Source organism: Salinisphaera hydrothermalis C41B8 (genome assembly GCF_000732535.1).
Lineage (GTDB): Bacteria > Pseudomonadota > Gammaproteobacteria > Nevskiales > Salinisphaeraceae > Salinisphaera > Salinisphaera hydrothermalis.
In genome coordinates this window covers 35,534-50,886 of the sequence record NZ_APNK01000010.1, presented here as the reverse complement: position 1 = coordinate 50,886, position 15,353 = coordinate 35,534, and the positions used below count along the sequence as shown (strand labels likewise).

14 protein-coding genes are annotated in these 15,353 nt (G+C 62.6%); 8 read left to right on the top strand and 6 right to left on the bottom strand.

The annotated features are described in order from the left end of the window. Positions 1 to 149: 149 nt before the first annotated feature. From surE to C41B8_RS08715, 5 genes are all read right to left on the bottom strand, one after another. Positions 150 to 938: a 5'/3'-nucleotidase SurE gene (surE, locus tag C41B8_RS08735; RefSeq protein ID WP_037336710.1), complete on the bottom strand. Its 789-nt coding sequence runs from the start codon at positions 936 to 938 to the stop codon at positions 150 to 152. A gap of 45 nt (positions 939 to 983) precedes the next feature. Further along, on the bottom strand, positions 984 to 2,063 hold the full coding sequence (locus C41B8_RS08730) for a phosphotransferase family protein (protein WP_037336708.1): 1,080 nt from the start codon (positions 2,061 to 2,063) through the stop codon (positions 984 to 986). A gap of 17 nt (positions 2,064 to 2,080) precedes the next feature. Next, complete coding sequence (locus C41B8_RS08725; RefSeq protein ID WP_037336706.1) at positions 2,081 to 2,848, bottom strand: SDR family NAD(P)-dependent oxidoreductase; 768 nt, start codon at positions 2,846 to 2,848, stop codon at positions 2,081 to 2,083. Positions 2,849 to 2,878: 30 nt separating this feature from the next. Next, on the bottom strand, positions 2,879 to 4,093 hold the full coding sequence (locus C41B8_RS08720) for an acyl-CoA dehydrogenase family protein (RefSeq protein WP_037336704.1): 1,215 nt from the start codon (positions 4,091 to 4,093) through the stop codon (positions 2,879 to 2,881). Positions 4,094 to 4,244: 151 nt separating this feature from the next. Next, a complete protein-coding gene (locus C41B8_RS08715; protein WP_232226025.1) occupies positions 4,245 to 5,030 on the bottom strand; it encodes an IclR family transcriptional regulator in 786 nt (261 codons plus the stop codon). Between the two features lie 501 nt (positions 5,031 to 5,531). Between C41B8_RS08715 and C41B8_RS08710 the strand changes: the two genes are divergently transcribed. The 7 genes from C41B8_RS08710 to C41B8_RS08680 all read left to right on the top strand — a co-directional run bounded on the left by C41B8_RS08710 (position 5,532) and on the right by C41B8_RS08680 (position 12,892). Next, positions 5,532 to 7,337 (top strand): DUF1302 domain-containing protein, encoded by a 1,806-nt coding sequence (locus tag C41B8_RS08710; protein ID WP_232226024.1) that lies wholly within the window; start codon positions 5,532 to 5,534, stop codon positions 7,335 to 7,337. Between the two features lie 33 nt (positions 7,338 to 7,370). Beyond that, entirely contained in the window at positions 7,371 to 7,997 is a 627-nt protein-coding gene (locus C41B8_RS08705; protein ID WP_037336700.1) for a hypothetical protein, read from the top strand. A 152-nt stretch (positions 7,998 to 8,149) separates the two neighbouring features. After that, positions 8,150 to 8,938 (top strand): SDR family NAD(P)-dependent oxidoreductase, encoded by a 789-nt coding sequence (locus C41B8_RS08700; protein ID WP_037336698.1) that lies wholly within the window; start codon positions 8,150 to 8,152, stop codon positions 8,936 to 8,938. Between the two features lie 103 nt (positions 8,939 to 9,041). Continuing rightward, a complete protein-coding gene (locus C41B8_RS08695; protein ID WP_037336696.1) occupies positions 9,042 to 10,664 on the top strand; it encodes an electron transfer flavoprotein-ubiquinone oxidoreductase in 1,623 nt (540 codons plus the stop codon). A 16-nt stretch (positions 10,665 to 10,680) separates the two neighbouring features. Further along, positions 10,681 to 11,427 carry an electron transfer flavoprotein subunit beta/FixA family protein gene (locus tag C41B8_RS08690; protein ID WP_037336694.1) on the top strand — a complete coding sequence of 249 codons (747 nt, stop codon included), beginning with the start codon at positions 10,681 to 10,683 and terminating at the stop codon, positions 11,425 to 11,427. Further along, entirely contained in the window at positions 11,424 to 12,377 is a 954-nt protein-coding gene (locus C41B8_RS08685; RefSeq protein WP_037336692.1) for an electron transfer flavoprotein subunit alpha/FixB family protein, read from the top strand. Before C41B8_RS08690 ends, C41B8_RS08685 begins: the two co-directional genes overlap by 4 nt. An 83-nt stretch (positions 12,378 to 12,460) precedes the next feature. Next, positions 12,461 to 12,892 (top strand): MaoC family dehydratase, encoded by a 432-nt coding sequence (locus C41B8_RS08680; protein WP_037336690.1) that lies wholly within the window; start codon positions 12,461 to 12,463, stop codon positions 12,890 to 12,892. A gap of 63 nt (positions 12,893 to 12,955) precedes the next feature. On the opposite strand, the gene C41B8_RS08675 is transcribed toward C41B8_RS08680, so the two are convergent. Beyond that, entirely contained in the window at positions 12,956 to 13,906 is a 951-nt protein-coding gene (locus tag C41B8_RS08675) for an NAD(P)H-dependent flavin oxidoreductase (RefSeq protein ID WP_037336687.1), read from the bottom strand. 171 nt (positions 13,907 to 14,077) lie between these two features. Here C41B8_RS08675 and C41B8_RS08670 point away from each other — a divergent pair, with 171 nt between their 5' ends. Next, positions 14,078 to 15,280, top strand: a complete 1,203-nt coding sequence (locus C41B8_RS08670; RefSeq protein WP_037336685.1) for an acetyl-CoA C-acyltransferase — start codon at positions 14,078 to 14,080, stop codon at positions 15,278 to 15,280. Positions 15,281 to 15,353: the final 73 nt, after the last annotated feature.

Sequence of the window (15,353 nt, the reverse complement as noted above, 5' to 3'; positions counted from 1 at the left end):
GTGTTTTATCGGGATGACTCAGACTCTGTCACCGGCTACCGAACGCGTCAATGTATTTTGAAACGGCATTTCATTTTTAATCCTAATGTCGTATGCCGGCTTTACGGGCTGTCGACACCAGGAGCGCAGCGCGGACCGGGATTGACTGCTTAAGAGCGAATATCGATCTCGAGATCGTCGGCGGCACGCTCGAGCAACGACTCATTGCACCGCGTGCCGTGCAGTGGGGTTGCGGAGACATAATGCTCACGCAAGGCCACGACATCGCAGCGCGGATCGGCGAGAGAACGCGCGTTGCCCTCGAAGCCCAGCCACTGGCCGCTATGCGGATCGCTTTCAATGACCGGCGTCAGCGTCGGCGTCCGAATCGCACCCCGTGCCTGGCGGGTGAAACGCAGCCCGCGTATGGAATCCAGCGGCTGCATCGGAAAGTTGACGCTCCAGCAGCAATTGCCGTCCCGGGCACGACGCGCGAGCAACTGTTCGATGACCCGTTGGGCGAACGCCGTCGCGACACTGAAGTCCGGCTCGTATCCGGCGTGATAGGCCTGACTCAGAGCGATAGCGTCCAATCCGAGATGGTCTGCGGCCAGGGCGGCGCCGACCGTACCGGAATACATCACCGAATCGGACAGATTGGCGCCCCAGTTAACGCCGGATAGCACCAGATCGGGTGCGCGATCCGCACACAGCGAAGCCAACGCATACATCACGCAGTCGGCGGGCGTACCCGAAACCGCGTAGCGACGCTCGCCCCGGCGTAGCGCCTGGAGTGGCCGATGCACGGAAATGCCCTGGCCCACACCCGATTGATCGGTCTGCGGCGCGACCACCCAGACTTCTTCGCCCAACGCGACCGCCATGCGCTCGGCCACTGCCAGACCCGGCGCTTCCACGCCGTCGTCATTGGTAACCAGGATGCGCTGAAATCGCTTCATGTCGGATCTCACCTCGACACGCTGACCGCGCAAACCAAACGCCGCTCAGTCGTGGCTCCGCGCAATTTCCCAGCCGCGCTCCGCCAGCCGGCCGGCCTGACGACCTACCTCCAACGCATTAGCGTTACTCGCATTCCCTTGCACCGCCCGCGCATAGACGCCCTGCAGAATGGCGGCGATCCGAAACAGCGAAAAGGCAATGAAGACAGGCCAATCTTCGATGCGCGAAAGATTGCGCCGCTCGCGATAGCGGGCGAGCAGCTCGGATTCGTTGGGTATACCGTGTTCGGCCAGGTCGAGGCCAACCAAGCCGGGCAGCCCAGCCTGGCCCGGCGGCAAGTAGTACGGCAGACACGCATAAGCCAGATCGGCCAGCGGGTGACCGAGCGTGGAAAGCTCCCAGTCAAGCACTGCACGCACGCTCGAAAGATCCGGCGCGAGCAGTAGATTGCCGATTCGGAAATCGCCATGGGCAATCGTCGGCGGACTGTCCGGCGGGAGATGCTCGGCAAGCCAGTCTCCGAGCGCGATCATGGCGGGGTCGGGATCGTCGGTGGACTTGTCGTACTGCTTGCGCCAGAGCGCCACCTGGCGTTCCACGTAGCCCTCGGGCTTGCCGAAATCGGAGAGTCCGACCGCCTCGACGTCGACTGAATGCAGAGCCGCCAGCGTATCGACCATGCGGTGATATACCCCGGCTCGCTGATCGCGAGCGATATCATCGAGCGTGGGCTGGTTGAACACCCGTCCTTCGACGTAGTCCATCACGTAGAACGGTGTGCCTATCACCGACGCATCGTCGCAGTAGGCCCGCATGGCCGGGACGGGTACGTCGGGCACGTTCGACAACGCGTTCATTACGCGGTATTCCCGATCCACACGATGCGCCGATGGCAGAATCTTTCCCGGCGGCTGCTTGCGCAGGACATAGAAGGCGCTGTACTCACCTTCGCCGGTCTGCACCAGGAATGTCGGGTTGGATTGGCCGCCCTGAAACTGTTTTATGGATAGTCTGCCCTGGAGCAGTCCCTGGCGCTCGAGATAGCGTTCGAGTGGGTCGGTATCGAACCGATGCGCGCTTCGGACTTCAACCAGCGCTGCCTCGCCTGCCGCTTGCTCGCTCATATAGCGCTCCCGTCGATTCAGCCTGCGATCGTTTCGCCGCCGTCGGCAATCAAGGTCTGCCCGGTCACGTAATCACCGGCTGCGCTCGCCAGAAATACGGCGACGCCCGCAATATCGTCCGGCTCGCCGATTCGACGCACCGGCGTGCGCTGTTCGGCCTGGGCCAGTCGCTTGGGATCGTCGATCAGCGCTTTGGCGAAATCGGTGCGGACCAGCCCCGGCGCGATCGCGTTGACGCGAATGTTTTTCGGTCCCCATTCAACCGCGAGATTACGCACCAGAGCGGCTTCGGCCGCTTTCGAGACCCCGTAGGTGCCGATGACGTCGTTGCCGCGCAGTGCGGCGATCGACGACAGCACGATCACTCGACCACGTCCGCGTTCGGCCATACCCGGCAGCACCATGTTGCACAGCCAGAACGTGGACCGAACGTTGGTATTCATGATCTTGTCCCAGGCCTCGTCGGTCATATCGCGGGTCGGCCCGTAAACCGGGTTGGTCGCAGCGTTGCACACCAGCACATCGATACCGCCGTACTTTGCGGTCGTGTTGTCAACGAGATTCTGCAATTGGCTCTTGTCCCCGACATGGCAGGCTACAGCTGTTGCTTCAAAACCGGCGTTTCGCAGTTCTTCGGCCACCGTTTCGCAAGCCTCGACCTTGCGGCTGGAGATCACCACCTTCGCCCCGTGCGCGGCCATCTGCCAGGCGATTGCCTTGCCGATACCGCGGCTGGAGCCAGTGATGACCGCCACTTGCCCGGTCAGATCGAAAAGTTGTCCCATATCACGCTCCTGAAAGATTGGACCACCGGCTCAACCGGCTTGGGCGCCCTGCCGCCGTAGTTCGAGTTTGGCGATGGCGTCCAGATGTACTTCATCCGGCCCGTCGGCCAGCCGCAGCGTGCGGATATGCGCCCAAGCGCGTGCCAGAAAGCTGTCCTGGGAAACGCCAAGCGCGCCGTGGGCCTGAATCGCCCGGTCGAGCACCCGCAGCGCCATCTCGGGCGCCACCACCTTGATCATTGCGATCTCCTGACGCGCCGACTTGTTACCGACGGCATCCATGCGCTCGGCGGCGTGCAGCGTCAGCAGCCGAGCCTGATCGATTTCAACTCGGGAGCGGGCGATCTGTTTTCGAATCGAGTCGAAATCGACCAGCTTGCGGCCGAAGGCCTCGCGCTCGGCGACCCGAACACACATCGCCTCCAGCGCCCGTTCCGCGACTCCAATTGTGCGCATGCAATGATGGATGCGCCCCGGCCCGAGGCGGCCCTGTGCGATCTCGAACCCGCGTCCTTCGCCGAGAATCATGTTCTCGGCGGGTACCCGCACGTTGTCGTAATGGATATCGGCGTGGCCTTCAGGCGCGTCGTCGTAACCGAACACATGCAATGCGCGTTCAATATGCACGCCGGGCGTATCGAGCGGCACAAGAATCATCGACTGCTGCTTATGGCGCTCGGCGTTCGGGTCAGTCTTGCCCATGACGATCGCGACCGCACAATCCCGCGACATCGCGCCCGACGACCACCACTTGCGACCGTTGATCACATACTCGTCTCCGTCCCGAACAATCGACGTGCCGATATTGGTCGCATCCGAGGAAGCCACGCTCGGTTCGGTCATGGAAAAACACGATCGGATCTTGCCTTCGAGTAGAGGTGCCAGCCAGCGTCCCTGTTGCTCGGGGGTGCCATAGCGGGCCAGCACCTCCATGTTCCCGGTGTCGGGCGCACTACAGTTGAAAAGGCTCGGCGCAATCGGGCTGCGACCCATGATTTCGCACAGATGCGCATAGTCGTGGTTGGACAGTCCCGCGCCATGTTCGCTACCGGGCAGGAACAGATTCCACAGACCCTGCTCGCGTGCTCGCGCCTTGAGCTGATGATGAATCGGCGGCTCGGCCCAACGATCCTCGGCCCCGGCATGCTGAGTTTCGTAAACGGCTTCGTTAGGGTAGACGTACTCCGCCATGAACGACTGCAGCCGGGATCGCAACGCCTCGGCGCGATCGGAAAGCGCTCCCATCGACCTCTCCTTCGTCGAATGCGCCCAACGTGCCGATGCGGCCGTCAGGCATCTTGTGCCGATTTGCAAAGTCGCACAGCGTCGGAGAGGCCGTCAACAAATCAAAATATCATTCCATTTTTGGCAGCATGCATGCTCGACACGGCTGGCATCACCCGCGGTCGTCGCGACCTTCGATCAACTCGCGCACTTGCGTCACCATGTCACGCAGGCGGGGCCCGAGGTTTTCGGTCAGAATCTGGTAACTCAGACGCAACGACGAGCCGCTGCAGTTGAATGCCACCACGCGGCGCCCGTTTTCAAGCACCAGGGGCACGCCAACCCCACTGACATCACGGGTCCATTCGCTTTCCGCCACGCAGAATCCGAATTGCGCGTACTCGCGATCGGCACGATCCAGGGCACGCTCGATATGCGGCCACGCGCTCGGATCGTCGCGCTGGATAAGATCGCAATAAGGCCGTCGCTGATCCGCCGGCAATGCCGCGAGAAAGGCCCGGCCGATCGCCGTATGCGCCATGGGCACGCGCGAACCGGTCCCCATGCGCATGATCAAGGGGCCGGGGCCCTGGCAGGTCTGCGTGTAGGTCATCTGCGTGCCTTCGGCCACGCCCAGCGCAATGAAGCAATCGGTGGCATCCGCCAATTCCTGCATGAACGGCCGCGCGATGTTGCTGACGCCCTCGCTTGCCAAATAGCGATAACCGAGATCGAGCACTCGCGGGCCCAGCCGATATCGCTCCAGATGCGGCACGTAAATCAGATAACCCAGCTGGGTCAGCGTGGCCGTGAGCCGCGAGACTGTAGGCCGCGGTATACCGGTGCGCTTGGCCAGCTCAGCGTTGCCCAGATATTCCGCAGCGTCGCCGTAACAACGCATCAGTTCCAGCCCACGGGCAAGCGCCGTCACGAAATTGGGATCCTTCTTCCCGTCCACTGAATCCGTCCCTGTTCTAGTTCGGTGCATGGGTGCTGCCCTGGTTGTTGTCATGTTCTTAACCCCCTCGGTCCGCTCATTACGGCCTCTATAACGCGAGCGCAGATTCGATCACCGACACCTGGGGCGCATCCGGCCGGGATTCGACATCCGTCGCAGGCCATCAGCCCGCGAGCGGTCACCGAGACAGGCCTGACGATACGTCCATCGCCAGCGCGCCGCCAACGTAAGCCAATTCACCGCAAGGGTTCCGACCACTCCAGCGGTTGTGGGTGATCCCTCCGAGGAGTGCCTAAGTCACGCTGAATTGGCCGGTCGAGGCGCTCGGCGCTGCTTGACGATATCGACGACACAGTTTAGACCCAAATCAGATTACAAAACGCAATTCCAAAAAAAAACGCACTCGTGATTTCGCCAGGCGCCCGGCGTCAGTCAACCTCGTGAATGGGCCTCGCTCATCCGACCACGAAATCGCTGAAGCAGCATTTTAAAAGAATCGGCATGTCTTCGGCGCATGCCGGCATAAAACAAAAAGAGGAGAGCACCACCATGCGCAGCGGTTTTCGCAAAAGAGGGCTGTATGCAGTCGGGTTGTTGTCAGTCGCCGGTCCTGCCTTCGCCGGCGGAAGTGTCGATATCGGGCATGGCGTTTCCGCCGACTGGAACCTCAAGGCGATCGCGGGCAGCGCCATCCGAACCCAATCGCCGAGCAACGACATCCTGTTCGCGGGCAACAAGGCCGGCGGGCGGTCGAATGATGCAGTCTCGGACGACGGCGATCTCAATTACAACAAAGGCGATTTCGTGAAGGGCAGCGCCCAGCTCTACGGCAGCGTGAAACTGAGCCGTGGCAACTATGGGATATTCGTCAGCGGCCAGGCCTGGGAAGACTATCTAGAAGACAACAAGTCGGTGGCGCACGGCAACGTGCCGAACGGCTATGCACCGAATACACCACTGAGCGACAACGGTTTCAACAGACGCGCCAAGTTCAACGGCGCCACGTTTCAACAGGCTTACGCGTTCGGGAAATTCGATGTCCGAGGACATGACGTCAGCTTCAAGCTCGGCAAGCAATTGCTGCTGTGGGGCCGCAGCCTGTTTACCCGAGGCTCATTCGGCTCGCTGAATGCCATCGACCTGCCGGCGTTTCATCGGCCCGGCTCCGAATACGAGCAGTACCTCATCCCGTCCGGCAGCCTCAGCGCGGACGTGGGTTTGACGAAGCATCTGGACATGAAAGCGTTCTACCAGTTCGACTGGCAACATTCGGTCACCGACGGCTGCGGCACGTTCTACGCCACTTACGACAACGTCGCGCCCGGCTGTTATGCCACGTTTTCAAACCAGGTGGTGGTGCCCAATCGCGTCGCGCTCGAGCAGGGCCTTTATTTCCGACGCGGTCCGGATAACAAGGCCAGCAACGGCGGACAGTACGGCTTCAAGCTCGATTACTCATTCGCGCAGCAGAATGCGCATGTCGGCGCCTATTTTTTCAACTACAACGCGCGTCTGCCGTATTACTCGCTGCACAAGAATGCGGATCCGCGACCGACCGCTTCCGCGCCGTCAGTGTTTAATTCCATCACCTTCCACTACGACTATCCAAACGATATTCGTGTGTTTGGCCTGACCGCTGACAAGACATTCCAGAACATCGGCAATCTGGCGCTCAATCTGAGCTACATCGACAACATGCCGCTGCAGATCAACACCCCGGATCTGACCACACAATCGGCCACCTCGGCCACGGGCGAACCGGCGAACCCCAATATCCCGGCCGGCACCCAAGCCTACGTCGATTCACGCGGTCTCGGCCAAGATGTCCAAGGCTATAAACGCTACGGCGTAGAGCGCGCAGAACTGACCTTCACAACCATCATTCCCGATCTGCTCGGCGCCGACAAAACGGTGGCATCGGCCGAAACGGCGTTCGAAACGATTCCCAACCTGCCAAACCACAACGATATTCGCTTCGGCCGACACACGAATTTCGGGGTTGGGGCTCCCGATGCGGGCGGCTACGTAACCGACTTCAGCTGGGGTTACCAAATTTCGGTCGAGTCGACCTACAAAAACGCCATCGGCCCAGTGACGCTCAAGCCGAGCTTGACCCTGCGCCAGGGCGTCGACGGGTATTCCAGCGATAATTCATTCGAAGCGCATCAACGCACGATCACCGCCGGGCTTGGCCTCCAGTATCACCATCTTGGCGGCGACCTGTCCTATACCAACTACAACACCACGAAATATAGCACGGTCCAGGACCGCGATTATTTCGCCTTCAGCGCCAGTTATTCGTTCTAGTCCCGCAAGCGAACCAACCGAGGACAGGTCTCGATGAACAAGATCAAAATAGCTTTAGCGCTGGGTGGACTGGTCCTACTGGCCGCCTGCACCAATTCACCCTATCGCAATACGCGCGTCGTGGATGTGCGACCGAACATGGAAAAAGCCGCCCAGCCGCCGTATCGCGCTCCGGTAGTCGGCGTTCTGATCGATTCGCCGAGCCGAGCTACATTGGAAAATGCAGTGGTCGATGCCCTGCGACGGCGTGGCGTGAATGCACGCGCCGCAATGCCGATTTACGGCAATAAGGGTATCCGGGGCAAATCACGAGCCTACCTCGCAAAGCGTCTGCGCCAACAGGGATTCGACAGCGCTATCGGCATTCATCTCGTGCATAAAAAGATCGAGAACGTCAACGTCAGCTCGGGCCCTTCGGCACCCGTACCGCCCGCGGCCAGCCTGAGCATGCGCGCCCAGCCGTTGGGGCCCGATTTCTCGATCAATGAGACAACTTACGTGGCCCGAATCAATTTCTGGGACATCAAACAACAGGCCATCGTCTGGTCCGCGACTTCGGTAACGCATAATCCCAAGGGTCTGAGAATCGGGGCGGCTCAATTCGCCAATGTGATCGCTCGCGAACTCACGCAAGCCGGCCTTTTCAGGCCATCACCATAGCCCGTTATACCGGCGACAGCTGCGCCTCGAAAAGCACGCAGACCGGCAGTCGCCGCCACTCCTTTCACGTATTTCGAAATGGTGTTTCATTTTTATTGACGCCGGCTCAATCGACAGTAAAATCAATAGACATGCCCACCAACCGTTGCGCCATGAACCGCTTCGATCAACAGATTACGATGATCACCGGCGCCGCGAGCGGCATCGGGCGAGCCTGCGCAAAGCGCCTGGCGGCCGAAGGCGCGACCGTGGTCGCCCTGGATCGCGACGAAGCCGCCCTGGCCAATCTACCCGCCGAGCTACCGGCCGAAGACGGTCACTGGATACGAACGCTGGATATACGTGATCGCGAGGCGGTCGCGTCGCAGGTTTCGGAAGTTCTGGCCCGTTACGGGCGCATCGACGTGCTGTGCAACAACGCTGGCACCGCGGGCACGGACCATTCGCCGATCCATGACAATGATCCGGACAACTGGCGTCACGTGGTCGACGTGAACCTGCTGGGCAGCGCCTGGATGTTGCAGGCAGTGGCCGGCGCCATGCGCATCGCGGGCCGCGGTGCGATCGTCAACACGGCCTCTGTGGCCGGCATCCGCTCCGGGGCCGGCGGCAACGCCTACAGCGCCACCAAGGCCGGCGTAATCAGCCTGACGCAAACGGCCGCCTGCGATCTCGGCGAATACGGCATCCGTGTCAACGCGGTCTGCCCGGGCCTGATCGAAACCGGCATGACACGCCCGGTGTTCGAATACGCCGCAGCTCATGGCAAAAGTCACAAGCTCGGAGCGCGCTGCGAACTGCGGCGCTACGGCCACCCCGAGGAAATCGCCGCCGTCATCGCCTTTCTCGCCAGCGAGGATGCCAGCTTCATGACCGGTCAGGCACTCGCGGTCGACGGCGGCAACACGGCCTCCTTGAACATGCCCGGCATGAAGATCTGATCATGAAATCGAACCGTCCTACCCCGCCAGCGCCACGTTCCAATGCGGGTACGGTCCATGGCGACGGGCGGCGCCGCTCTTTCCTGTCATCCATGAGTCCTTTATGAGCGAACCAATCGAGCGCGACGTCATGGCCTACGACGTACTGGTCGTGGGCGCCGGGCCGGCCGGGCTGGCCGCGGCCATGCGCATCAAACAGAACGCCCCGGACACCGAGGTCTGCGTGCTCGAAAAAGCCTCGGAGGTCGGCGCCCACAATCTGGCCGGCGCGGTGGTCGAGACCGGCCCGCTCGACGAGCTCGTGCCCGACTGGCGCGACGATCCACCCGCGATCTGCGTGGATGCCGCCGACGATGAATTCTGGATGCTGCACCAGGACGGCAGTCGACGCCTGCCCACCCCGCCGCAGCAGAACAACCACGGCAACGTGATCGTCTCGGTCGGCAATCTGATGAGTTGGCTGGCGCCGAAGGCCGAGGCCCTGGGCGTGGAGATCTATCCCGGCTTTTCGGCCGCCGAGGCGCTGTTCGACGAGGCCGGCGCAGTCAGGGGCGTGCGCACGCCGGACATGGGTCTGGACCGCGCCGGACAGCCCAAGAACGGCTTCACGCCGGGCATCGAGATCCATGCCCCGGTCACGCTGTTCGCCGAAGGCTGTCGCGGCAACTGCAGCAAGCAGCTGATCCAGCACTTCGAGCTGGACCGGCACAGTGATCCCCAGACCTACGGCATCGGCCTCAAGGAGCTCTGGAAGGTCCCGGAAAGCCAGTGTCGGCCGGGCCTGATCCAGCACACGATCGGCTGGCCTCTGGACGACGACACCTACGGCGGCGGATTCGTCTACCACCTCGACGACAACCGGATCGCGATCGGCTTCGTCGTCGGTCTGGACTATGCCGACCCACGCCTGCGCCCGTTCGAGGCCTTCCAGCAGTTCAAGCACCATCCGCGGATCAAGCCGATGTTGGAAGGCGGCGAGATCATCTCCGCCGGGGCCCGTGCGCTGGTCGAGGGTGGCTGGCAGTCGCTGCCGAAAACAGAGATGCCCGGCGCGGTCATCCTGGGGGACGCCGCCGGCACGCTGAACGTGCCCAAGATCAAGGGCATCCATACCGCGATGCGTTCGGGGATGATCGCCGCCGATCATCTCCACGCCCACGGCACGGCCGACGGCTTCGATGCCGCCCTGCGCGCCTCGACGGTTGGCGCGGAGCTGAAGAAGGTGCGCAACATCCGCCCCGGTTTCAACAAGGGCAAGTGGGTCGGCCTGCTCAACGCCGGCTGGGAGACGATCACGAAAGGCGCTTCGCCCTGGACGCTGTCCAATCATGCCGACTGGCAGGCGACCCGGCGCCTGGACGACCTCGACAGCCCGACGCCGGAAGACGCCCAGGGCTACGTCGACCGCGATCTGCCGCCCCGCGACCGGCTGGCGTCGGTCTACTTCGCCCAGACCGAGCACGACGAGGATCAGCCGGTGCACCTGCAGGTGCTCGATACCAGCATCTGCATCGAACGCTGTACCCACGAGTACGGCAACCCCTGTACCCGTTTCTGCCCGGCCAATGTCTACGAGATGGTCGAGAACGAGACCGGCCAGGCCGAATTGAAGATCAACGCCGCCAACTGCGTGCACTGCAAGACCTGCGATATCAAGGATCCCTACCAGATCATCAACTGGGTCGTGCCCGAGGGCGGCTCGGGGCCGAATTACTACAACCTCTGACCCCTCAAGGAGCGTCATGAAAGTACTCGTCAGCGTTAAGCGCGCGATCGACTACAACGTCCGTATCCAGATCAAGTCCGACGGTTCGGGCGTGGTCACCGACGGCGTCAAGCACAGCATGAATCCCTTCGACGAGATCGCCGTCGAGCAGGCCATTCGCTGGAAGGAAGCCGGCCTCTGCGACGAGGTCGTGGCGGTGACGATCGGCCCCGATGCAGCCGGCGAGCAGCTGCGCAGCGCTCTGGCCTTCGGCTGCGACCGCGCCATCCACGTCAAGACCGAGGAACCGGTACAGCCACTGACCGCCGCCGGCGTGTTCAAGGCGATCGCCGAGAACGAGCAGCCGCAGGTCTTTCTGATGGGCAAACAGGCCATCGATGACGACGCCAGCCAGACCGGACCCATGACGGCCGCCCTGCTCGGCTGGCCACAGGCCACCTTCGCCTCGTCGATCGAGCTGGCCGATGACAGTGCCCGCGTCACCCGGGAAGTCGATGCCGGCCTCGAAACCCTGGATGTCGACCTGCCGGCCGTGATCACGACCGACCTGCGCCTGAATGAGCCGCGCTATCTCAAGCTGCCCAACATCATGAAGGCCAAGAAGAAGCCGATCGAGAGCAGCAGCCTGGACGAGCTCGGCGTGGCACCGGCCGCGGCGCTGGAATCGCTCAAAACCGCTCCGCCGCCACAGCGCGAATCCGGCGTGCGTGTCGAATCCGTCGACGAACTGGTCGCCAAACTCAAGGAGAAAAGCCTGCTATGAGCTACAAGATCCTGATCATCGCTGATCATCTGCAGGGTGCGCTCAACGAATCGACCGCCCGCACGATCGCATGCGCGCAGCAGATCGCCCCGGACGCGATTGATGTCCTGGTGTTGGCCGACGACGGGGCGGCGGCCATCGCCGCCGAAGCCGCCCGCATCGACGGCGTCGCCACGGTGTATCACGCCGATGACGCGGCCCATGCCCATCCCACTGCAGCCGTACTCGCGCCCCGGATCGCGGCTGCCGTCGAGCGCGGCGGCTATAGCCACGTACTCGGCCCGAACACGACGTTCGGCAAGGATCTGATGCCCCGGGTCGCCGCCCTGCTCGGCGCCCCCATGGTGACCGACATCATGGCTGTCCACACCCCCCACGAGTTCGATCGGCCCATCTATGCCGGGAACGCGGTGAACACTGTCGCCGCCCCGGCCGATCGGGTGCTGGTCGCCTCGGTGCGCTGTGCGTCCTATCCTGCCGCAGCCGGCGGCAACGAAGCCGCGATCGAACCACTCGAACTCGACGTCGAAGTGCCGAGCCATACCCGCTTCGTCGGGCTGGAACAGCAGACATCGGACCGTCCTGACCTGCAGACCGCGCCCAAGGTGGTGTCCGGCGGCCGCGGTGTCGGCAGCGAGGAGAATTTCCGCATCATCTACAACTTCGCCGACAAGATAGGCGCGGCGGTCGGCGCCTCGAGAGCGGCGGTGGATGCGGGGTATGTTCCGAACGACATGCAGGTCGGTCAAACCGGCAAGATTATTTCCCCGACACTCTATATCTGCTTCGGCATCTCGGGCGCGATCCAGCATCTGGCCGGTATCAAGGATGCCGGCACGATCGTCGCCATCAACAAGGACGAGGACGCCCCAATCTTCGAAATCGCCGACATCGGCCTGGTCGGGGATCTGTTCGACATCATCCCCGAGCTGGAACGGGCCGTTGGATAGCGCCTTGCGGTCTCGGATCGGTGCAGCGTTGGCCGCGTTTCATGCGCTGGGCCCGCCGTGCTGATCCTCGAGATATCGCAGCCTTGCAGGCTCGTGTTGGGAGCGAACTCGGCACGAGCGACTGGCTGCGAATCGACCAGTCGCGCATCGATCAATTCGCCGAGGCGACCGACGACCGGCAGTGGATCCATGTCGATGTAGCACGCGCGACCCGTGAATCGCCGTTCGGCGGCCCGGTCGCGCATGGTTTCCTGACGTTATCTCTGATCCCACGCCTGGCCGGTGACGTCTTCACCGTCCGCGGGACGACGGCGCGCGTGAACTATGGGCTGAACGCCGTCCGCTTCGTCAGCCCGGTTCCGGCGGGCGCCCGGATACGCGCCCGGACCTGGCTGGACGACGTCGCCGCCCGGGGCGAGGGCCGTTATCGCGTGACCTGCCACGTCACCCTCGAGATCGAGGACCATGACAAGCCAGCCTGCATCGCCGAGACGCTGACGCTTTACATCATATGACGGCGGGTGCTGCGCCGGACTGCCCAGCCGGGCTGCGGTTCGCGCCGTGCCCGGCGGACATCGTCATGCCAGCCGCTGGCGCGCGGCCTCGTATTCCTCGGCCAGGCGATCGATGATCGCGGCGGCCGGTTCGACGGTATCGATATTCCCCACGCCCTGGCCTGCGCCCCAGATATCCTTCCAGGTCTTCTTGCGATCGCTGCCGAAGCTCATGGCCTGCTTGTCCGACTCCGAAAGCGCATCCGGGTCGAGGCCCGCGTTCTCGATGGAGCCCCGCAGATAATTGCCGTGAACGCCTGTGAATAGATTGCTGTAGACGATATCCGCGGCACTCGAGGCCGTGATCATGGTCTTGTAGTCGGCCACGGCGTTGGCTTCTTCGGTGGCGATGAAACGCGTGCCCATATAGGCGAAATCCGCGCCCAGAGCCTGCGCCGCGAGAATGTGCTCGCCCCGGGTAATCGCGCCGGACAGAACCAGCGGCCCGTCCCAGAATCGTCGAATCTCGGACACCAGCGCGAACGGGCTGAGCGTACCGGCATGCCCGCCTGCTCCGGCACAGACTACGATGAGCCCGTCGACGCCAGCCTCGATCGCCTTCTCCGCGTGGCGGACATTGATCACGTCATGGAAGACATGCCCGCCGTAGTCGTGGGCGGCTTCCACCGCCGCATGCGGCGCGCGGAGACTGGTGATCAGCAGCGGCACTCGAAAATCCGCACAGGCGCGCAGATCCTGTTCCAGGCGATCGTTGGACGCATGCACGATCTGGTTCACCGCAAACGGCGCGATCCGAGCCTCGGGCCGGGCCTCGCGTTCAGCCCGCAGCGCGTTCGTGATCCGCTCTAGCCAGACCGGCAGCTGATCCGCCGCCCGGGCATTCAGCGCCGGGAATGACCCGATGATCCCGTTTCGGCACTGGGCGATCACCAGCTGCGGGTTGGAGACGATGAACATCGGCGAGCCGATGACCGGCAGCCGCATCTGCGCGCGCAGTCGTTCACTCAGCGACATGCCCCACTCTCCCATCGAAGCCTGTACCGGCTTGACGCCATTACCCGTGCTCCACATACTCCAAATTCATGCTTTTTTTGAAACACTGTTTCAATTTATACATCCCGCCATTCCATGGCAATGCCGGCGGTTTCCGCCCGCCGCCTAATAAAGACTCAGATGAGGAGTGTAATGCGCCAAGCTGTCATCGTTTCCACGGCTCGCACGCCCATCGGCAAGGCCTACCGGGGCGCCTTCAACGATACCCAGGGTCAGGCGCTGGGCGGCCACGCGATCGAGCACGCCATCAAACGCGCCGCTCTCGAGCCCGCCGTCGTTGACGATGTGATACTCGGCGTTGCGCGCCAACAGGGTTCAACTGGCGGCAATGTCGCGCGCCAGTGTGCTCTGCGCGCTGGGCTGCCGACCAGCGTGCCCGGGATGACGATCGACCGCCAATGCGCCTCCGGTCTCATGGGTATTGCGACGGCAGCCAAGCAGATCGTTCACGATCGCATGAATGTGGTCGTCGGCGGCGGTCTGGAGTCGATCTCGCTGGTGCAGAACGAGCACAGCAATCAGTACCGTGTCCGGGATCCTTGGCTCAACGAGCATCAGCCGGACATCTACATGAGCATGATCGAGACTGCTGAGATCGTGGCCGAGCGTTACGGCATATCGCGTGAAGCACAGGACGAATATGCCTATCAGTCGCAGATGCGTACGGCCGCAGCTCAACAGGCGGGCCGGCTCGACGAGGAGATCGTCGCCATGAGCACGATCAAGACCACGGTCGATAAAGAGACCGGCGCGGTCGGGTCCGAAGCGGTCACGTTAAGTCAGGACGAAGGCAATCGACCCGGCACCACCCTGGCCGGCCTGGCCCAGCTCAAACCCGTCTTCGAAAACGGCCAGCAGATTGCGCGGGGACAATACATCACGGCGGGCAATGCGTCTCAGCTCTCTGACGGTGCATCGGCCAGCGTGCTCATGGAGGCCGGTGAAGCCGAGCGACGCGACCTGCAGCCGCTGGGCGCCTATATCGGGATGGCCGTCGCAGGCTGCTCGCCCGACGAGATGGGCATCGGCCCGGTCCATGCGGTGCCGAAACTACTGGATCGCTTCGGCCTGACCGTCAATGACATCGGTTTGTGGGAACTCAACGAAGCGTTCGCAAGTCAGTGCCTGTATTGTCGCGATTATCTCGGCATCGATCCTGAAATCTACAACGTCAACGGCGGCTCCATATCGATTGGCCACCCCTATGGCATGTCCGGCGCCCGTATGGTTGGCCATGCTCTTATCGAGGGCCGACGACGTGGCGTCAGACACGTGGTGGTTACGATGTGCGTCGGCGGTGGCATTGGCGCGGCCGGGCTGTTTGAAGTTTACTGACTTCTTTTCCGGCACAGTACGATCGCCGGCCGGACGCTGCCGGCTGTCCATACAATCGCGCCACGCCCGCCCG